Genomic DNA, 20,167 nt, shown 5'->3' with positions numbered 1-20,167 from the left:
TCAGTCGCTCCCGCGGAGAATGGAGTTGCCCTCGTGGGTGGCGGCGCGTGTGGCGCAGGACAGGTTCAGACGGCCGCTGGCGCCGTAGAACTCTGCCGGGTTGCGCCACAGCACCCGGTCGATGTCGTCGCTGCTGAAGCCGGCGGCGAGCATGGCTTCGCCGACCTTGACCGTGGCCAAGGGATCGCTGTGGCCCCAGTCGGCGGCTGAGTTCACCAGGATCCGGTCGGTGCCGTACAGCCGCATGATGGCGACCATCCGCTGTTCGTCCATCTTGGTGTCGGGGTAGATGGAGAATCCCATCCAGCAGCCGCTTGCGGCGGCCTGCTCGACGGTCGTCTCGTTGAGGTGGTCGAGCACTACGCGCTCTGGGGGAACTGCGGACTCGCGCAGCACGTCGAGGGTGCGGCGCAGACCAGCGGCCTTGTCCCGGTGGGGAGTGTGCACCAGGGCGGGCAGGGCGTGGTCAGCGGCGAGTTGCAGCTGCGCCGCCAGTGCTTCGTCCTCGGCCGCAGTCATCGCGTCGTAGCCGATCTCGCCGACGGCCACCACACTGTCCTTGATGAGGTAGCGCGGCAGCAGGTCGAGCACGGACCGGCAACGGGGATCGTTGGCTTCCTTGGGGTTGAGCGCGAGTGTGCAGTGGTGGGCGATGCCGTACTGCGCCGCCCGGAACGGCTCCCAGCCCAGCAGGGAGTCGAAGTAGTCGACGAAGGTGTCGGGTGAGGTGCGTGGCTGCCCGAGCCAGAACGACGGCTCGACGACGGCCCGGACGCCCGCTGCGTACATAGCCGCGTAGTCGTCGGTGGTGCGTGAGGTCATGTGAATGTGTGGGTCGAAGATGCGCATCGTGGCTCCTTGGGCGCACGGGTGCCGGCCGTGAGGGCCAGGACCCGGTGGAGGTCGTGTGGGACCGTTCGGCCAGCCGCGGTGCGCTCGCCGGCGTAGGCGGTGAGCATCCGGCCCAGTTCCACGTCGCCGTGTGCGCGACGCTCCAGGCCGGCGACGGCGGCGACGGGCACGCCGGTGAAAAGGCACTTCAGGACGGCGTGCCGCCAGGCGTGGGGGCCAAGGTGACAAGCCGCATACGGTCCGACGGCCGCCCTGAGCAGTCCGGTGTCGTTGGTGCGCAGGGCGTCCTCAACCAGAGGCACGGCGCCGTCACCGAAACCGAGATGGGGCAGTGCCCGCAGCACGGCGCGCCGCTCGGCGCCGGTGCCCTGCCGGTACAGGCGGCTGACGGTGGCCAGATCGGGGGCGGCTGCATGGAGGATCAGCAGCCGTACGACATCCACGACGTCTGGGCCGGCGGCGGGCGTCATGCACCGGCGTCCTGCGGCCGCGAAATGCACTTCCCATGAGGGGGGAGCCGGTGGGCGCTGGCACGGGGTCGGCAGCGGGCGCCGCCCCGCGTCAGCGAGTGCTAGGTCCAGCCAGACTCGTGCCTGGTGGGTGAGCAGTTGCTCCACCGTTTCTCGCATGTGCTGGAGGGAGGGGCCGGCGCTGGTTTTGTGCTCACTCACGGTTCGGATGCCCTCTGCTGATGACTGGCGTTTTGGTGGGAGAACCCCCGCTCCTGCTCCGCCGGGTGACCGGCGGCAGTGGGCCGGAGACGAATCATGGTGACCGGCCTGCCGCACGCAGGAAGGCGAGGGAGGCCGCCGCGAGAGCGGGTCCGGCGTGGGAGTGGCGCGGGAGTTCGACGGTGACCAGGCCGTCGTAGCCGACGTCTTGCAGTGCGGCCAGGACGGGCGGGAAGTCGATCTCGCCTTCCCCGAACGGGAGATGTTCGTGCACGCCCCGCCGCATGTCTTCGATCTGCACGTAACGGAGCCAGGGCGCGGCGTGACGGACACACTCAGCAGGCGGTGCTGGTTCAAGACACTGGCAGTGGCCGATGTCCAAAGTGATGCCGAGCGTGTTCGGTTCACCGAGGATTTTCCGGAGCCGGTGGAAGCCGTCGAGGTCTGCCAGCAGGTGTCCCGGTTCTGGTTCGGCGGCCAGCGCCACGCCTGCCGCGTCGGCGGCGTCCAGCACGGGAGCGAGGGCGTCCGCCAGACGCCGCCAGGCGTCGTCGGCGCCAATGTCGTCAGGGGCGGGACCGCTGAAGCAATGTACGGTGTCCGACCCCAACTCGTTGGCGATTCGCACCGCCATGAGAAGCAGCCCCGCCCGCGCCGCACGGGCATCCGGGTCGGGGTCAAGGAGGGTGGGGTGGTGCTTACGGCGCGGATCGAGGATGTAGCGGGCCCCAGTCTCGACGGTGACACCGAGACCGAGGGCCTGAAGGCGCCGGGCGATGGCCCGGGTTCTGAAGGTCAATTCGGTGGCGGGGGCCAGTGGGTCAAGGTGCATATGGTCCAGCGTCAGTCCGACGCCTCTATAGCCGAGTTCGGCGAGAAGACGTAGGGCGTCCTCCAGCCGAAGGTCGGTGAGACCGTTGGTTCCGTAGGCGAGGCGCAACTCGGATGCCACATGAGGTGTCACGTCGGGCTGATCCTTCGGGAGAGGAGGCGTGCCGCGGGCAGTAGGGCGAGGACCGGCAGAGCCGCCCGCGCCGTTTTGTGGCGTTGGACGAGGGCCGCCTGCAGAGGAATGACGGCGCGAATACCGCCGGCAACCGCTCGACGCGTGAGCTGCGGGGATGGATTGAGCGCGGCGTGCAGATAGGGGCGCCCGGCCGTAGCCGTGTAGATGAGCAGCGTCGTGGCATTCACCAGCAGTCCCAGCCGCGCGGCCCCGGTACCGGCGGATACTGCGAGGGAGCGTCCGAGGCCGCAGGCGAGAGCGGCTGTCGTGGCAAGTGCAGCCGTCGGAGCGGGGGTGGACCCGCCGTAAACCTCCTGGCGGGAGACTGCGGTGACAGCCAGGGTGTGGGCGCCCAGCAGGACGGCCGAGCCCAACACCGAACCCACAGTCCCCTGTGGCCGTGCACTCGATGCTGATGGACGGATTCCGTCTGCGCCAGGGCCGCCTGTTGCGCAGGCAGCTGGAGGTACGGCCGTTCCGGGGTCGGCTACGGCACCCAGGAGCAGATCGAGAGAGCGGGCCGCCGCCATGACGGCGGGCCCGGCGGCAGTGCGCTTCAGCCCTAGGTCGTAGGCCCAGACCGTGCTGGCCAGTGCGGTTGCCGTCGCGCGGGCGAGCGGCCCGGCACGGGTGGCGAGGGTCAGGCCCGCAGCGGTCAGGCCGCCTGCGGCCATCAGCGCGGCGGCGGGCGCGATACGGCAGGAAGGAAGCGGGCGTTCCGGGCGTTCCACGGCATCGACATGCCGGTCCGCCCAGTCGTTGAGAGCCATTCCGGCCGTATAGAGGCAGCACGAGGCCCCGATGGCGTACGCCGTGCCACGGTGCACACGCCGGCCCGCCGCGGCAGTACCGGCGAGGGCGTCGCCGGGCACGGTGAACAACGCCGACAGACGCAAGAGTTCGGCCCAGACGGCGATACGGCCCGCGGGTGTCCGGGCTCCTGCGGTCGTAGGCAGGGGCATTCCGAGGGGACGGGAGGGCCGCCGATCCTGCCCGGCGTTGCCCGGCGAGCATGGCGCGTACTGGGCTCCGGCCCCGCACGTCACGTTGCCCCCCGAAGCTGCTCGGCGAACGCCAGCAGGGCACGCCACTGGTCGGCGAGGCCACCAGGAGCACCCGGCTCGGGATCCTTGAAGAAGAAGGCGAGTTCAGCAAGCGGCCCGGACAGACCGGCAGCATGTGCGGCAGCCGTCAGCCGTGCCAGGTCCAGGACGAGGGGGGCGGCCAGCGCCGAGTCACAGCCCTGCCAGAGGGCCTGCATGATCATGCGGGTGCCAAGGAATCCGTCGAAGACGACATGGTCCCACGCTGTCTTCCAGTCGCCGAGGGCGGGAACGTTGTCGATGTGGACCCTGCCGTCCGGCACGTCGGCCAAAGTGTCGGCGAGCACTCTGGCCTTGCCCGCATTCTTGGCGGCCGCCGCGCCCGGGTGAGCAAGAACGGCTCCGTCACCCCCGCCAAGCAGGTTCGTCCCTGACCACGCCCGTACCAACAGGGCTCGCTGCCGGAACATCGGGGCGAGCACGGACCGCAGCAGAGTCTGGCCCGTCTTGCCGTCCCGTCCCGCATAGGGGAGCCCGGAGGCCGCAGCCGCCTCTGCCAGTGCTGGATGGTGAAGTCCTGTGGACGGCGTGAAGTTGACGTACGGCGAACCGGCACGGAGGGCGGCCGCCGCGTAGAGGGCGCTGACCGGCAGTCGTTTCCGGGCAGGGTCCAGAATCGGTTCGGTCGAGGCTACGTTGACCACCACGGCACGCGCCAGACCCTTCTCGCGGACGAACGCGCAAATGTCTTCGGCGAAGTCGGCGATCAGTTCCTCATCACTGCGTCGATCGTCCGGTGCGGGCCCGCCCGGCCGTACGGCGGCGTCGGCTTCCGCGAGTTCCCGGTAGATGGCGCCGGGCAGAGTGTGCGGCAGCACACCGCTGGCGACGAGTTCTTCCGCCCTCTTGCACAGTGACACCTCCGCGATGTCATGCCCACCGAACACCAGTGAACCGATGGACGGGAGCCGACACCCCTCGAAGACGGCCGTCTCAGTAATCATGCCGAGCGGTTCGTGCAGGCCTGCGGCAAGCGCCGCGCACCCCGCCACGGCCGTGGTCGCAACCGACCCGCGAGCCCCCACCAACCACACGCCTGTCCGGCCCGTTCCCGTATCGCTCTTCCTGATCACGGTCCGATCTCCAAGTGTTGCCATGGGCTGAGGCAGGACAGGGCAGGCCCGACGAGGTGACGTGGGTGACTCCGTTCGCAGCAGGTCATTCGCACGGGCTGTCCTCCTCAGGTACGCACAGACTGGTTCCAGATCGATTCACGGCGGCGACCGCCCGGGGAATGGACACGGAAATACAATTCACATATCCAGCCCTTCGTGAATAGCTTCGTTCAGCGTAGGGAGGTGCAGGGCCTCGGCCTGTCCTCCGACCGGTCCTCCTGGAGGCTGACTGCGCTCCGACGATGCAGCCACCACAACCAGCGGTTTCCGTAATCTCCTGCCGAGGGTCGCGTGCCCCCGCCACGGCCATAGTCCCCACTGCGCCGTGAGCCACCGATCAATACGTTCGTCCGCTCCCGGGTCGGCCTCGCCTCACTCGATCTCCACATGCCACGTGCCAAATGCGCAGGGCAGGTCCGACCGGGTGATGCGAGCAAGTCCCTTCGCAGCAGGTCATAGGCAAGGCCCGTGTCTCCTCGGTCACGCACTCTCCAGAGGGACCGCTGCACCGCCGCACGCGCCCGTCCTGCTCGGTCCCGCTGCGGCACACGCCGGGGCGCATACGGCCGTGGTGGAGTTGTGCCCGGGCGAGGATCCGGCCTTTTGCCGCTGCTGGTGACTCTCGCCCTAACGAGTGTTCCGGGTGGGCCTTTCAGAGGAGCCGGGCGGATGCGGCGCACAGGGCACGCAGAGCCGTCTCTCATGAGGCCTGCGTCATCGGGGGCGTACAACCTGCCACGTGGTCGTCATTTCGCTCAACACCCCGATGGTGTGCGTTCATAGCGAGGTACGACTGGTATGACTTCCTAGGGTCGAAGGGAAAGGGGGGACGGCCACTCTGCTTTCGAAAGGACTATCCGTGAATGCCAGGAATGGATGGGCCACAGCCCGTCAGGTGTCGCTCGTCGCTTGTATGACTGCCTGTCTCATCGTCACACCGGCAGCAGCACAGGCCACCAATGACCCGACGAATCAGCCGACCGTCGAAGTGCGGATGAGTAACGCGGGCTTCGACCTTCCCGAAACCGTGCCTGCCGGGCCGGTAGCGTTCCGGGTGTCATCCGTTGACGGACGGCAACACCTACTCGATCTCTTCCAATCGCGACAAGGCGGCCCCGTCCGGCGAGTGCTGGGAGACCTGCGGGGAACCTCGCTCCAAAACCCGCCGCCTCTCGTGTCGGCCTCGGCCAGGAAGGTGGACCAGGAGGCCGAATTCTTCGGCGGCGCGCAGGTCGACCGTGATCGTCCGGTACAGGTCACCATCGTCCTGTGCCCCGGCGTCTACGACGTGATCGACCTTATCCGGGTGCTGCAGGGATCGAACAAGGTGCGACGACTGCAGGTGAGGGGGCACCACAGGGCCTGTGAGTCCAACGGGCCGCGCACCGGTGCTGATCCCAAGGCCGACCGGCCGAACGGTCTGCGGTTTGAGCCGGCTGCCCAGACTCCAGCCCAGGTCCAACTCGTGCGGACCGTGAACGGTCCCCGCTTCCGTTCCCCCGACTTGCTTCCCGCTAACGGGCGCATCCGCTTCACCAACGCCACCAACCAGGGCGGGGAGATGGTGCTGCAGCGCGTCCGCGCAGGAGTGACGGTCGAACAGGTATATGAGGCGCTTGAAAACGGGCACAGCACAGCACCCATTTTCGAGGGACCCGCATACGGCCTCGGCGGCCTGTCCGCCAGTCACTCGGAGACCCTTGACGACCGCAGCCGACCTGGACGCTACGTACTCCTGTCCGACGCGCCCGATATCAGGACGGGAGCGTCCCAAGTCCGTCTCGGTGCCTGGCGGATCGTCCACCTTCGCTGAGCACATTCGGCAAGCGCGTAACGCGGCCGGCTGGGCCGGCGCCCGTGGCCATCCAACCGTCGTAGGCGAGGCGAAGCCCAGCGAGCGCGCCGGGTTAGCCTCGGGCTTTCACGGGGCAGGGCGTCCGGTGGGTGATCAGAAACGCGAAGAGTGCTCCTGACCTGACCCTATGAGGGCCGGGCCCCCTTCCGTGCTCAGCCGGGCGATGCCTATCGTCCGGGTATCGACGGGCTCGGGAAGGAGGCCCTCAATGTCTGTCTACGTCGGTATCGATGTGCACCGCAAGCGGTCGCAGATCGCGGTCCTCGACCAGGAGGGCACGGTTCGAATCAATCGGAACGTGCCCAACGGGGTCGAGACGGTGCTCTCGGTGATCGGGGATCTACCGATCGGCACTCCGGTCGCGTTCGAGGCCGCCTATGGCTGGGGCTGGCTGGTGGAACTGCTGGAGGACTACGGCTACCAGCCGCATCTGGTGCATCCGCTGCAATGCAAGGCCATCGCCTCCGCCAGACTCAAGAACGACAAGGTCGACGCAGCCACGCTGGGCCGGCTGTTGCGTGCCGACCTCCTGCCGGAGGCATGGATCGCGCCGTTGTGGGTGCGTCAGCAGCGAGCCCTGCTGCGCCACCGCTTCCAGCTGGTACGTCTGCGGACGCTGCTGCGCAACCGGGTCCACGCGGTACTCGCGGATCTCGGCCACGACCGAGCCGGCTCGGTCTTCACCGGACCAGGGCGGGTCTGGCTCGCCTCGCTCGAGCTGCCGGACGCCTCCCGCCACGTGGTCGACGACCTGCTGCAGCTGATGGACGCGCTGCAGATCCCCATCGACGCCCTTGACGTGCGGCTTGCCGCGCACGCCCGCGGTGACCCTCGGGTCAAAGTTCTCACTGCCCTGCCGGGCGTGGGCCCGCTCACCGCGCTGGTGATCCTGGCCGAGGTCGGCGACGTCACCCGTTTCCCCTCCGCACGCAAACTCGCCGCCTGGGCCGGACTCACCCCGACCGTGCGCGGCTCGGACCTCATCGTCCGCCACGGCCACATCTCCAAGCAGGGAGACGCCTGGCTGCGGTGGATCCTGTGCGAAGCCGCACAAACCGCCAAGCGTCACCCGGACTTCGCCGACACCTACCACGCCATCACCGCCCGCCGCGGCAAGAAGATCGCCACCACCGCCATCGCCCGCAAGCTTCTTACCCGCGCCTACCACCTCCTCCAAGCCGCCGAAGCGCAGCCGCAGCGCAAGAAACGACCCGAGCGATGAATCCCTCCCACACCGGCCGCCCGCAGACCCCCGGGGTGAGCTCGCATCTCTTGCATGAGACGGCCTCGCCGCGCTCGATGACCTGACTGAGCAGCCCCGGCCCCGGACCACGGTCATGGCGCCGACCACACAGGCCAGACGCCGAATGGGTGCTTGTGAACCCCACGCCGACCACGTCACTCCGGGAGCCAATCCCACGCGAACGACCAGTTGCGGACCGCAACTTCACGCCAGGAATCTCCAACGCCCTCGGAATGGCTCGACAGTCAAAACCCGAGGTCAGGGACCCATTACGCGCTTGACAAGCCCGGCCCTCATGGGTGCAACGATGGGACTTGTCTAGGGTCCAGGTCGTCGCGTGAAAGAAGCACTCTCCAGGTGAAGAAGCGTATCGGGTTCTACCCGCGTGTCCGTACCGAGGGCGGTGGTCGCGGGGTGGTCTCCCAGGCCGGTGGTGTGCTGCTGGTGGAGACGGTCCGCAAGTCCAGCCTGGATCAGGCGATATCGGCGGCGTTGGCGCCGTGGCGCAAGCCGCGGGCGGTGCATGATCCAGGCAAGATCCTGCTGGATGTGGCGCTCGCGGTAGCGCTGGGCGGAGACTGCCTGGCGGATGTGGGCATGCTGCGGGCCGAGCCGGCGGTGTTCGGGCCGGTGGCCTCCGATCCGACGGTGTCCCGGCTGATCGACACGCTGGCAGCGGGCGGGAAGCGTGCGTTGACCGCACTGCGGCAGGCCCGCGCTCAAGTGCGTGAACATGTATGGACGTTGGCCGGCGACGCGGCGCCGGACACGGCCGGGCAGGTGGTCGTGGACCTGGACGGGGTGCTGGTAATAGCGCATTCCGAGAAACAGGATGCGGCCGCGACCTGGAAGAAGTCTTTCGGGCACCATCCGCTGATGGGGTTCGTCGACCACGGCCGGGGCGGGTCCGGGGAGCCGGTGGCCGGGCTGCTGCGGCCCGGGAACGCGGGCAGCAACACTGCTCCCGACCACATCGAAGCCGCCCGGCTCGCGCTGGCGCAGCTGCCGAAGAAGTACCGGCGCGGACGGCGCACGCTGATCCGCACCGACTCAGGCGGGGGCACCCACGAGTTCGTCGACTGGCTGTCGGCCCGCGGTCGGTGGCTGTCGTACTCGGTCGGCATGACCATCACCGATGCCATCCACCAGGCCGTCCTGAAGGTCCCGGCCCCGGCCTGGACACCGGCCGTCGAGCCCGACGGCGAGATCCGTGACGGCGCCTGGGTGGCTGAGCTCGGCGGCGACTGCCTCAAGGGCTGGCCCGAGGGGATGCGGCTGATCGTGCGGAAGGAACGGCCGCACCCCGGCGCCCAGTTGCGCTTCACCGACGCCGACGGCATGCGCCTGACCTGCTTCGCCACCAACACCCAACACACCTCGATCGCCGAGCTGGAGCTGCGGCAACGCCAGCGGGCCCGCGCCGAGGACCGTATCCGCGCCGCCCGCGCCACCGGTCTGCGCAACCTTCCCCTGCACGACGCCGCACAGAACCAGGTCTGGCTGGAGATCGTCCAGATCGCCCTCGACCTGCTGGCCTGGATGCCCCTGCTCGCCCTCACCGGCCAAGCCCGCCTGTGGGAGCCCCGCCGCCTGCGACTTCGCCTTTTCTCCGCCGCCGCGCAGCTCGTCACGACCGGACGACGCCGCATTCTCCGCTTCGCCAAGCACTGGCCCTGGACCGGCCTGATCACCGACGCTCTGCAACGGCTCGCGGCCCTGCCGACCCCCGACTGACCAGCAACTTCCCGTCCCTACGAGCAGCCCCACCCGGCCGGAGCCGTGGAACCCGGCGCCCACCCGACGCGACAGCCGGGCCACCAGCCTGCCCACCTGCAGAAATGGCCGCCCCCGAATGAGCCGAAAGGGCCCGTCAGCAAGCTGACGAACCCTCACGCAAGATCGAGGTTAGGGCGGCGGAACGGGGTGGAAATCAGGGGGAAGTCCCTGCTCGGTGAGGACAGGAACGCCGGCTCCAAGAATGAAGGCGGCGAATTCCTGCCGAGGATCGACGTCCAGAGCCTGTTCCACGCGCGTGTCGTCGAAGGCCGCTGTCTCAAACGCTCCTAGCCCCAGGGCGGTGCACACCAGAGCGAAGGTCTGCCCGACATAGCCCACGTTGTACATCCACATGCGGTAGGCGCGCGGATGGCAGTATTTGTACGTGATCCGTTCAGGGACCGTTGTCAGGAAGCAAGTGAAGGCGCTCCTCGCACAGTGGTCTTGGCCCGCCGTGAGCTCAAGCACGAGTTCGGGCGGGAAATCCGGCCGCACAAGTTCCAGGGCGTGCCCGCAGGCGTCGTAGTGATATAGGCCCGGGAGGACTCCCTCCACGCGGAAGCAAGCCGGGTAACACTCGCCGTCGTGGCGTGACCCGCCAGCCGGGCTCGCTTTGACCATTTGCGTGCCGAAGGCCCCTGTGTCCTGGTAGCCGAGGGGCGCGAAGCTGTAGTGAAGAACGGTAGAAAAGGTGTCCAAGGATACCGGCGAATCGTGGAACTGGCGGTGGGTTCGCCTGGTTTCCAGGACGTGGCCCAGGGGCTCATCGATGGCCGCTTGGACGGGGGGCAAAGGGATCCGCGGTGCACCGGGGCACCGCTTGGCGATGAGCGGCGCAGGCCCGGCCTGCGCCAGCTGGTCGGCGAGCTGGCGGGCCCGTTCGCCTCGGAAAGACGCAAAGTTCGCGTCCCGGCTGGCGAAGTGAAACGCCCGCGCCTGAGTACCCCAGGCCTCCCACCAGCCTTCGGTGCCCGCCAGCACGCTCTCTGACTGCTCGGCGGGAATCTCCCTGAGGAAGCCTCCCTGCAGCAGCCCTTGTAGTGTGGCCCGCACATCAGCCCGGCTGTTCGGCGGATAGGAATCGAGGAGCTCGTTTTCTTCCTGCGGATTCTCGAGCCGATTGAGGAGTTCCACGACCGGAATGCCGAGATGGCATTTTATATGCGAGTTAACATGGCGGGCGACTAGGGTGTCACCCGACCACTCGAAGTAGATGCCGGGCGATCTCTGGAGCTTCACGGCAGTCAGCCTCAATCTTTGGGCGTGATGGCGGCCGAACACGGTTCCCGAGGTCACGTCGCCCCACGCGGGCATCAGCCGTCAGTGGTTGGTCATCGTGAGCATTTCGCTGCTCTCGTAGACGAGCGTGATCTGCATGATTACACCTCCCTTGTGCAGTGGGTCTAGCCATCGGAGAGTCCTCGGCATGCGCTTGCACGGCCGTGTCGGCAGGCAGGCTCGCATGGACATACGGGCTATTCTCTTGCAAGCTATGACGACTTCTGCCGCCTGTCTGGTAAATGGCCGAGGGGGAGACATGTTCACCTATTCGGCACTCGGCTCAGCAGCGATGTCCAACTTAGGATGACGCCCGGCCTCGACATGTCCCCCAACCGGACCTCCGGGCGGCTGAACCGTGCCTCGACGATTGGGTGACAGGGCGTGCCGGGAGGTACATGCCAGGTCGTGAATCTGATCGTCAAGCGACGGACGGACCGATCTTGCCGTGGGCGCGTGTGTGCCCCGATGCGCAGGTGGGGGAACAGCATGAGGTGTTGTTACGGGTTGCCGCCGTTCAGCGAGGTCCTTCAGCGTGGCCACTGATGGGGTGACGGGATCGGTCACCGCGGCACACGAAGCTCCCGCGCCGTTGAGGGAGGTGCTTGAAGCCTCAACCTCACCCGCGCAGGAGCCTTGTTGGTTTCCTGTCCTGCCGCGCTCGACCTCTCTCATGTCCTGGTCGAGTGGGTCACCAGGCCCATCGTCACTTGCGAGGTGACCACCGCTGCATGTTCCCGCCGCACCAGCCTGTCCTGGTCGGCCTGGTGCACCTGTGCCGGCACGACACCCTGGGGCGGCTCGCGTCCGGCTTCGGCATCGCCGTCGGCACCGCGCACGCATACGCGAGGACCGTCATCGATCCGCACCGAGCCGCACGCCCGGGCTGCCGCGTGCGCTGCGCGAGGCTGGCCCCGCCCACGTCCTGCTGGACCGGCACCCCCACACCATGCGACCGGGGCGGCGACAGCCGGCCCGGCTACTGCCACAAGCACCGCCGGCACGGGGTGAACGTGCAGGTGGTCACCGACCCGAGCCGTGGAGCGGGTGCGGCCCGTCCGAAGTCCTGGCGGATCTTCCACAAGGCCCGATACGGCCCGAATCGACTCACCGCGGCCGTCCTCACCCTGAAGCGACAACGCTGACGAAGAAAGAGCCGGAAGCCCTTCGGGACTGCTTTCGTCGCCGTGCCGGCCTCTGCGGGGCCGCCGCGGTATCGCCCGAATGCGCAACCTGGCGCTCGGCCGGCAAATGGCCCGGCACCTGTCCGGCACCGGGCTCTCCAAGCGCATCCAGACGCCAAGACGTGACAGCTTTAGCTGACTACTCGAGAGATTGTCGGAGCACCGGTTTTCGTTGCGATACGCTGGACCGAATCCGGCGCATTCTCACAGTACTCGTCGATTTCCGCTCGGAACGACTCGAACTAAAGGCATGAATTTGCCACGAGTATCGAGGTTCCCGGGCCTGCCTTTTACCGCCCGGCGTCCAACGTCAACAGCACGCACAGCTTTTTTGATATCCGACCATCCCCGGCTGGAGCCGAGGGCAGCCGGAGGTGCCCGTCTCACCGAGCAGTGCGAGACTGAAACGTGGCCCGTTAGGAGGCTTAAGGCGACGAGACGCCGCGGAACTGAGAGAGGCGGTGGTGCAAGTCCGTGTGCCGGCTCTGGCCAGCGTGCTGATCACCCACGCGGCCTGGCGGCCGCATCCGGAGGACAGAGGGAGGACGGTGAAGGAGGACAATGAGATGGGCCTGCAGGTCGCTGGAGAGATGCCGGTGGGAAGGGTCAAACCTTGCCGTGTCATTGACTTCGAGCAACATCACGATCCGCGTGGAAGCCTGACAGTAGTGGATTCGGAAGGAGCCACCGGATTCTCGATTCAGCGCGTCTACTATCTTCACGACATTACACCGAGGGCGGTCCGTGGCGGCCACGCACATCGTGAGACCGAGCAGCTCATCATCGCTGTGGCAGGAAATTTCGAGGCGACAGTAACTGATGGTTTGCATCATGCCACCTACCGCCTTGACCAGCCCGGACAGGGCCTTTATGTCGGCCCCATGGTCTGGGTGGGATTGGAGAGTTTCTCACCAGGAGCTGTCGGACTGATCCTTGCCTCGAGTCATTATGATGAGGCGGACTACTGCCGTGATTACAACGAGTTCCTCCATGTTGCAGGGAGTCTGCCATGACGGTCGGTGGACATATCCCCTTCCTGTCTTTGCAGCAAGAGCATGTCGAGACCGGCGTACAGGATGATATTGACACCGCTCTGCTGCGTGTTTCCCGCTCGGGCCGTTATCTCCTGGGCCCCGAGCTGGAAGCGTTCGAGGCAGAATATGCGGCGTACTGCGAGAACAGCCACTGCGTTGCGGTCGGGAGCGGGTTGGACGCGCTGACACTGACCTTGCGGGCCATGGGTATACGCGAGGGAGACGAGGTGATCGTGCCGTCGCATACGTGTATTGCCAGTTGGCTCGCCGTCTCGGCTGCCGGGGCACGACCCGTCCCTGTGGAGCCGCAAAGCGGCGGCTTCCTGCTCGATCCCGAACGCCTGCAGGCGGGTATCACTCGGCGGACGCGGGCCATCATGCCGGTTCACCTCTACGGGCACCCCGTCGACCTGGATGCGGTAGAGGCTGTCGCAGCCGACCACGGCCTGCCCGTCATCGAGGATGCTGCGCAAGCCCATGGTGCGAGATACCGCGAAAAGCGGATCGGGGCACGGTACGCTGCGGCATTCAGCTTTTACCCGTCAAAGAATCTAGGCGCTTTGAGTGACGGCGGTGCTGTAGTTACTTCTGATGCCGAGCTCGCGCATCGTATCAGATTGCTGAGAAATTACGCTTCGCCGGAAACATGCACACGAGGTATGCAGGGTGTCAACTCGCGTCTTGACGAACTGCAGGCCGCCGTCTTGAGAGCCAAGTTGCCCCACCTCGACCGCTGGAATGCCAGGCGCCGTGAGATCGCCCTCCGCTACCACCAAGGGCTTTCTGACATACCTGCCGTTCAAACCCCCACGGCAGAGGGATGGGCAGAGCCGGTCTGGCATCAGTATGTGATCAGGTCGGCTCAGCGCGACCGGCTGAGGAACGCACTTGCGGCAGCCGGAGTCGAGACGCTGGTGCACTACCCCGTGGCTGTTCATCGTATGGGCGTCTACAAGGCCAGGAGTTGCCAGTGCGTGCTTCCCCTCGCGGAGGGCCTGGCCGCAGAAGTTCTAAGCCTCCCCATCGGCCCCCACGTGAATGACGACACAATCGACGCGGTGATGCGAGCAGTTCGAAAAGCCGCAGAAGAATTGTGACCGTGAACTCCGCTGAGCTCTCTTTCAGGCGGGTAGAAGGCATCCAATCCCACCGCGAGACAAACTGCCCTCGCACAACATGCACGGGGTCCGGTATCCGCCGCCGCATACCACGGTCCCGCCATCCGTGCGAGAACACCGCCTCCACTCCGCGGCCCGCAGCCCTCGGTCTTTGTTCGTCCTCATCATGTCCACCATGACGACGACCACCATGTCGAGCACGCTCTGTGGCAATCCGGGACCATGCACCTGCATCGTGCAGCTGGCATCGTTTGTTTGGGCTGCTTCTCGGTGGTCTGGGCTGTGACAAAAGCCCAAAGGAGGCGTGAGTCAGCAGGGAAAGGAGACGTGTCGATTCCGCCCCCGTCGAACCTCGTTACTGCTCCAGGCCTCGTCCGATCCCGGCAGCCTGAGGAATCCATCGATCGCCCAGCGGGCGCTGGAGACACGCGACCAGGCCGGCAACCGTCGCGGCACCCTGGTGCGTAAGTACAGGCGATGCCCGATGCCGTGCGGTTCGGGCACCACGCTCTGGGTTCGGCCGATCAACCGCTTCTTGGAGCGTCGCTGCGGATCGCATGGAGCGCTTGAATCGCGACCTGTAGCGAGAGACAAGTCTGACGGTTGGTGAGGTCTACGCCCAAGATTCGCTCGATACGAGCCAAGCGCTCGTACAAGGACGGGCGTGACAGTTGAGCAGCCTCGGCGGCCGCCGTCTTGTTGCGGCCCTGGTCCAAATAGGCAGCCAGCGCGGTAATGAGGTGAGTGCCGTGGCGGGTATCGTAGTTCAGCAGCAGACCGATCTCGTGCTCTACGTATGCCTGCAGGCGTGGATCGTCTCGCAGAAGATGGAGCAGGCCTCTCAGGCGCATGTCGTGAAGGCGATGATGTGTGGGCGCCATCCGGTCATGGCCTTGGGCTACGGGACCCGCGTACGCTGCTATCTCGGCGGCCATAGCAGCCTCTGTCAGGGTATGCCGAGCGTCCATCGCCCGATCGACGAGCGGCCCTACTCCTATGATCAATTGGTCCGGAACCTGGGCTGGTTTCTCCCGTCGCCGTGCAAGGCCTTCCCCCATCGGCTGGTGCAGTTGCCGGACCGTTGTGACCAGCTCCTCCACCACAGCGCCACCCGATCCCGTGGGGCTCAGCGCTACGAGAAGCCCCGCCGTGCGCTCGTCGAGCCGTCCGATGATTGCCTTCAACCGCAGCCTGAGTACAGCACTCTCCGCTGCCTCGATCAGGCCGCGCACTTCTGTATCGGACGCTTGGGGATCACCGTCTTTGCTCCTCCTCAGCACCATGCCGACCAGGCGACGACCTTCCACCGGGATTCCAAGGGCACTGGCCTGCAGAACCATCTCCTGAGTGGTGATCGAGTGCGCAAGGAGGCGGGTCAGCAGGGCGCTGTGCGTGTGCCGTTGCAGTGCACCGTCGGTGGTGGTGACCAACTTGTTGAGCGCCAGTGCCGCGGCCCCCCGCTCCAGCAGAATCATGCGCGCGTGGGAGTCGGTGTCCTCGGCCGGGTCGCCTTCGACGCACGGACGGGGCAGCATGACCAGGCGCGCCCAGTCGTGTCCGCGGGTCCCGACCATTGCCGCAAGCCACCCCGTTTCCTGGTCCCGCCCTAGACGGGAGGCAAGGCGCACGCCACGCGAGCGTTCTTCCCAGTCATTGAAGGCAAAGGCCTGCTCGAGGTCCGTGCCCCCGAGTGTGATCACTTGATGCGCGAGGTTTTCGAGTACGACACAGCTTTGGGACATGGCCGCCAGCTGACGGACGATCTTTGCCGGATCAGCTCCTCCCAAGGCCATCTCCTCGAAGGTGCGATGCGCCGCCACGGCAGCCTCAAGGTTCTTCAGCCGACTGGCGCAGATCATCGCATTCAGAGCTTCGGCGATATCCGTGAACCGTCCCGCCGGGAGAAGGGTGACCAGCGGAAAGCTGTTCTGCCGAGCCGCCTCGATCAAGGGTTGGGGGATTTTCTTGGTGTAGCGGCGGCCCAGTTGAACGACCAAACCGCAGGCCCCCGCTTCGGCTAGATGCTGAACATAGCCTCTCAGACCGTTGCGGTCGTCCGAGAATGCGATTCCGGTCGCAAGCACGAGTTCGTTTCCGCGCAGTAGTTTACCGATATCCAGGAGATCGCTGGTGTGCACCCAGCGCACGGGTCTGTGCAGTTGGTCTTCTCCGGACAGGACAGCGGGGGCGCTGTAGCAGATAGCGTCCGAAGCGAGAATGTCCTTGAGGGTAGGAAACACCTCAACAGCTCCCCTCATGGGCAGAGACAGCCACGGATCCGGTGAGCGACCGGCTCACAGGTCTTCCGGGATCGCCGCAGAACGCGAGTCCAGGAGCCGCTCGAGCCAGGGGCGCCTGCCACCGAAACGCGACTGTAAGACCCCTTGCGCAGCCGCCACTCACGCAGTTGCTCTCTACGCAACAGCTCGACCAACGTTTGCCCGGTGTGCGGGACTACGGAGCAGGCACCATCCGACTGCGCTGCGACTGCGCTGTGGGGTAAATTCCGCCGGAAGCCGGCGCAGGCATCAAGCGGCTTATGCAAATCTCGGCCATGCGGTAAGGCGATGTTCTGCATGTGGCCGGCTGCCTGCAGGGCTTGCGAAATCGATCGCCGTTGCTTTTCGGCTGTGGCGGATCTCGGAGTACTCCTGGCAGAAGGCGTTCCAGCAAGCACTACGGTCGCTTGCAAGAAATGTCCGGCGACGGCTTCCGGCCGGGCTTCGAGCAGTTTTTCAGTGCACCATGGAGGACTCGGCAAAGTCGCCGGCGTGGTCGGCCTCTACATCGCCCACGGCAACGGAGCCGGGCCCAGTGCTCCGCAACCGGGCCCGGCCGATGAGACATACTGGCTAGAGATCTTTAAAGGTGTGGGTTACGTCGGGGCGACAACGCGGTCCGCGCCAGATCGCGTAGCCAGACGTGTGCGGGGTCGGTGTCATAGCGCTGATGCCATGACAGGTACACCGCGGCCGACGGCAGTTCGAACGGCAGTGGGAGCAGGGTCAGACCGAGAACCGGCGCCGCTGAACGCGTCGTCGATTCGGGGGCTGTGACGAGGAGGTCGGAGCCGCGCACGAACTCGAACGCGGCCCCTTCGGTGGGCGCGGTTGCCACTACCCGACGGGTGAGGCCGAGCTGCGCGAGAGCGTCGTCGAGGGCGTTGACGAGCCTTCCGCGCCGCGAGACGGTGATGTGCTCGGCCGCGGCGTACCGCTCGGCGGTGACAGCCTTGACTCGGGTGAGCGGGTGCCCCCGCCGCACGACGATGACGTGCTGGCTCTCAGCCACCCGATCGGCGCGAATGTCGGGTGCGGTCGGGCGGTTCGCGTTCGCCTCCAGGTCGACCTCGCCGCGACGCAGCTCGGGGGTGTCGATGCTCGATTCCGCGATGAAGCGCAAACGCACGCCCGGCGCCTGCTTGCGTACGGCCGCGAGAAGCGCGGGGCCACTGAGGGCGACGAGTGAATCGTGCCAGCGGAGTGTGAAGGTGCGTTCGAGCGTGGTGAGGTCGAGTTCGCGGCTCGGTGCCAGCACACCCTGGACCTGCTGCAGCAGCTCGTGCACCTGTTTCCGGACGGCGATCGCGTACGGCGTCGGGGTCATCGTGCGCCCGGTACGCACCAGGATCTGATCCCCCGTCGTGCGCCGGATCCGGCCGAGGCTTCGACTCATCGCGGGGGCGGTGACGTGCAGGCGCTCAGCAGCTCCGGCCACGCTGCCTTCCTCCAGGAGCGCATCGAGCGCGGCGAGCAGGTTCAAATCCAATTGCATGAGACTCATCCTAGCCGTGCTTTACATGCACTTGCAGTTAATGATGGGCCCTCCTACCTTCGAGATGCGGGCGCGAAAGAACACGGTTTTCGCCTGGTCCGCCTCATCACCCCCCTTGCTCAGATGGGAGCACCGCCATGCCCGAGTCGATTCAGCCCACCGGAATTGCTGCAACCGCCGGCTCCGCGTCCTGAGCTGATCCGGGGTGACCCTGTGGCCGTACATCGTGTGCGTATCGGCGATGGGCATGTGACCAGCGTCCGGGATGAAGGTGCGGGTGAACCGTACGTCCTCGTGCACGGTTCACCCTTGGACCAGCGCGCCTGGGACGGGATCATGCCGCTGCTGGCCACCGGCGCCAGGGTGATCACTTATGACCTCAGGGGACACGGCACCGCCGCAAGTGCCCCACCCGCCCGCACGCGCGACGACTTCGTTGACGACCTGGCGACGCTTCTGGATCAGCTTCAGATCACGACGGTGCACCTGCTCGGCCATTCGTTCGGCGGTCAGATCGCACAGCTCTTTGCAGCCCGCCTGACCGGGCGGACAAGGCGGCTTGCTCTGCTGTGTACGCGGGCGACACCATTCCCTCTCTTCGCCGATGCGGCGAGCGTGCTGGAGCACAGCGGCCTGCCGGACCCCGGCCCGATCCTTGCCCGCTGGTTCCCGCCCGAGGCGATCACGGCGGATGCGGCGCCGGTCCGTTACGCCCGGTCCTGCCTTCTCCGGGCCGATCCGGGCGTCTGGGCGTCGGAGTTCCGCATGATTGCCGAGTTCGACGGCCGAGACGCTCTGCAGGCGATCACGGCGCCGACGGCGGTCATTGCCGCGGAGCACGACCATGTGGCTTCCCCGGAAGCGATGAAGGACATGGCAGGCCTCCTGCGGGAGGCTCGTTTTCACCTGCTGGAGGGCTCCTATCACCTCGCTCCCCTCCTCGATGCCGCAAGAGTCGTCGCTCTTGTCCGCGGGGAAGGACCTTCATCCCCCTGCAGGTAGGCCCTCGTCTTGCCCTCCACCGAGCGTCGGACCCCCGACACCGCGGTCGGCGATCGGTTGCGTCGGCGCACTTCGTACGTCACTGTGCACTTGAGCTTGTACTTCGCTCTGCACGTGAGCTCGTACGCCGACACCTGGCCAAGGTCCGCTGGCGCATCGAGCATGACTAATCCGTTGTTACGGCGGCCCCAGGCCTCGGCCTGGACCACTTCGAAGGCCGCTCCTGGCCCGGCTGGCACCACCACGCCACCCTCGCGACCGCCGCCCACGCCTTCCTCGCCGGACAACCGCTGGCCCCAAAAGCGCCCGCACCGGGCTCACTCTCTACAGACCCTCGACGCTCTCCTGGTCAACGGCCGCTGGGACTGCACCAACCGAGGCAGGGAAGCTCTGTCGACACCAGGAGGGCAAGCGCGCAGAGCGAGAGAACTTCCACAGCCGTCACAGCCCCAGACAGGACACCGAAGCGGCAAAGAAGCCGGTGGGTCTTGAAGCGGCGGCCGCGGTAGCGGGTGCTTCAACTGGTAACCCGTCACCATGGACTTCAGCCCCTTTGCCGCCGTGGGCATTGGCGGATCAGATGCCGGCAAGGAAGGCAGTTTGTTCGCATTCAAGATGTGCCTCTTGTAACCGCCCTCGGTCAGTGGGTCTTACCCCTGTGCGTTCGCCCACCCCGGCTCGCCGAGCACGAGGTGGACTTCACCTGCCCCGGCGACGTCGTGGGGCGTTCAGTCCAACACCCAACGGGCCCTCGTGGGTTCTTCCTTGCGGAAGTGCCCGCAGTCGCGACTCACATGGCCAGTCCGTTTCCGGCCTCGACCTGGTCTTGACGCGCAGCAGCTCCAGTAGGAAGCAGACTCCCTGCTGGCCTCGGTGTTCCTGGACAGGCAGCCGCTGCGGCGCTGTCGCGCATCATTGCATCGGGGTACGTTGTTGCTCGGGTTCGTCCGAGACGGGTTGGATGGCGAAGCGCAGCACACTGATACCGGCTTCTTCAGCGGGACGGCCACGGCGTGCTGCTCGCACAGTCACCAGAGAGCGACCTGGAAGTTCCCTCTCGTCGAGCCATCTGACCAGGGCCGACTCCAGCGGTTTGGTCAGTTGGCACGGGCAGTGGACGGCTCGCGCATCAGGCTCCGGGGACAGAAACACGCAT

14 protein-coding genes and 2 pseudogenes are annotated in these 20,167 nt (G+C 66.5%); 8 read left to right on the top strand and 8 right to left on the bottom strand.

Going from position 1 to position 20,167, the window contains the following annotated elements; genetic code table 11:
* From ACQPXS_RS46925 to ACQPXS_RS46905, 5 genes are all read right to left on the bottom strand, one after another.
* Window positions 1–849, bottom strand: a complete 849-nt coding sequence (locus ACQPXS_RS46925) for a TatD family hydrolase (RefSeq protein ID WP_433456459.1) — start codon at window positions 847–849, stop codon at window positions 1–3.
* The gene (locus ACQPXS_RS46920; protein WP_433456643.1) at window positions 819–1,481 is read right to left on the bottom strand and encodes an EboA domain-containing protein; all 663 of its coding nucleotides are present in this window, start codon (window positions 1,479–1,481) and stop codon (window positions 819–821) included. Before ACQPXS_RS46920 ends, ACQPXS_RS46925 begins: the two co-directional genes overlap by 31 nt.
* Before the next feature lie 136 nt (window positions 1,482–1,617).
* Window positions 1,618–2,487, bottom strand: a complete 870-nt coding sequence (locus ACQPXS_RS46915; RefSeq protein ID WP_433456457.1) for a sugar phosphate isomerase/epimerase family protein — start codon at window positions 2,485–2,487, stop codon at window positions 1,618–1,620.
* A complete protein-coding gene (locus ACQPXS_RS46910) occupies window positions 2,484–3,491 on the bottom strand; it encodes an SCO3242 family prenyltransferase (protein ID WP_433456455.1) in 1,008 nt (335 codons plus the stop codon). The genes ACQPXS_RS46915 and ACQPXS_RS46910 overlap by 4 nt, the downstream gene beginning before the upstream one ends.
* An 80-nt stretch (window positions 3,492–3,571) precedes the next feature.
* Entirely contained in the window at window positions 3,572–4,729 is a 1,158-nt protein-coding gene (locus tag ACQPXS_RS46905) for an inositol-3-phosphate synthase (protein WP_433456453.1), read from the bottom strand.
* Between the two features lie 931 nt (window positions 4,730–5,660).
* On the opposite strand from ACQPXS_RS46905, the gene ACQPXS_RS46900 reads away from it, so the two are divergent.
* The 3 genes from ACQPXS_RS46900 to ACQPXS_RS46890 all read left to right on the top strand — a co-directional run bounded on the left by ACQPXS_RS46900 (window position 5,661) and on the right by ACQPXS_RS46890 (window position 9,579).
* Window positions 5,661–6,560 carry a hypothetical protein gene (locus ACQPXS_RS46900; RefSeq protein WP_433456451.1) on the top strand — a complete coding sequence of 300 codons (900 nt, stop codon included), beginning with the start codon at window positions 5,661–5,663 and terminating at the stop codon, window positions 6,558–6,560.
* Between the two features lie 250 nt (window positions 6,561–6,810).
* A complete protein-coding gene (locus tag ACQPXS_RS46895) occupies window positions 6,811–7,824 on the top strand; it encodes an IS110 family transposase (protein WP_433456449.1) in 1,014 nt (337 codons plus the stop codon).
* Window positions 7,825–8,202: 378 nt separating this feature from the next.
* Window positions 8,203–9,579: an IS1380 family transposase gene (locus ACQPXS_RS46890; protein WP_433456447.1), complete on the top strand. Its 1,377-nt coding sequence runs from the start codon at window positions 8,203–8,205 to the stop codon at window positions 9,577–9,579.
* Between the two features lie 171 nt (window positions 9,580–9,750).
* On the opposite strand, the gene ACQPXS_RS46885 is transcribed toward ACQPXS_RS46890, so the two are convergent.
* Window positions 9,751–10,860 (bottom strand): SagB/ThcOx family dehydrogenase, encoded by a 1,110-nt coding sequence (locus tag ACQPXS_RS46885; protein ID WP_433456445.1) that lies wholly within the window; start codon window positions 10,858–10,860, stop codon window positions 9,751–9,753.
* A gap of 678 nt (window positions 10,861–11,538) precedes the next feature.
* Between ACQPXS_RS46885 and ACQPXS_RS46880 the strand changes: the two are divergent.
* The 3 genes and pseudogenes from ACQPXS_RS46880 to ACQPXS_RS46870 all read left to right on the top strand — a co-directional run bounded on the left by ACQPXS_RS46880 (window position 11,539) and on the right by ACQPXS_RS46870 (window position 14,214).
* Window positions 11,539–12,044 (top strand): annotated as a pseudogene (locus ACQPXS_RS46880) (transposase family protein).
* Window positions 12,045–12,631: 587 nt separating this feature from the next.
* On the top strand, window positions 12,632–13,096 hold the full coding sequence (locus tag ACQPXS_RS46875) for a sugar 3,4-ketoisomerase (RefSeq protein ID WP_433456443.1): 465 nt from the start codon (window positions 12,632–12,634) through the stop codon (window positions 13,094–13,096).
* The gene (locus ACQPXS_RS46870; protein WP_433456441.1) at window positions 13,093–14,214 is read left to right on the top strand and encodes a DegT/DnrJ/EryC1/StrS family aminotransferase; all 1,122 of its coding nucleotides are present in this window, start codon (window positions 13,093–13,095) and stop codon (window positions 14,212–14,214) included. Before ACQPXS_RS46875 ends, ACQPXS_RS46870 begins: the two co-directional genes overlap by 4 nt.
* Window positions 14,215–14,759: 545 nt before the next feature.
* Here the strand turns inward: ACQPXS_RS46870 and ACQPXS_RS46865 are convergent.
* Together ACQPXS_RS46865 and ACQPXS_RS46860 are read right to left on the bottom strand one after the other, a co-directional pair.
* On the bottom strand, window positions 14,760–16,475 hold the full coding sequence (locus ACQPXS_RS46865; protein ID WP_433456440.1) for a PucR family transcriptional regulator: 1,716 nt from the start codon (window positions 16,473–16,475) through the stop codon (window positions 14,760–14,762).
* 622 nt (window positions 16,476–17,097) lie between these two features.
* On the bottom strand, window positions 17,098–18,009 hold the full coding sequence (locus tag ACQPXS_RS46860; RefSeq protein ID WP_433456439.1) for a LysR family transcriptional regulator: 912 nt from the start codon (window positions 18,007–18,009) through the stop codon (window positions 17,098–17,100).
* A gap of 123 nt (window positions 18,010–18,132) precedes the next feature.
* On the opposite strand from ACQPXS_RS46860, the gene ACQPXS_RS46855 reads away from it, so the two are divergent.
* Both ACQPXS_RS46855 and ACQPXS_RS46850 read left to right on the top strand, forming a co-directional pair.
* The gene (locus ACQPXS_RS46855) at window positions 18,133–19,011 is read left to right on the top strand and encodes an alpha/beta fold hydrolase (RefSeq protein WP_433456438.1); all 879 of its coding nucleotides are present in this window, start codon (window positions 18,133–18,135) and stop codon (window positions 19,009–19,011) included.
* Window positions 19,012–19,118: 107 nt separating this feature from the next.
* Window positions 19,119–19,346, top strand: a pseudogene (locus ACQPXS_RS46850) (IS701 family transposase); the annotation flags it as partial.
* Window positions 19,347–20,167: the final 821 nt, after the last annotated feature.

The sequence above is a fragment of the Streptomyces sp. CA-142005 genome, from assembly GCF_050942335.1.
Lineage (GTDB): Bacteria > Actinomycetota > Actinomycetes > Streptomycetales > Streptomycetaceae > Streptomyces.
This window is presented reverse-complemented; position numbering and strand designations above follow the sequence as displayed.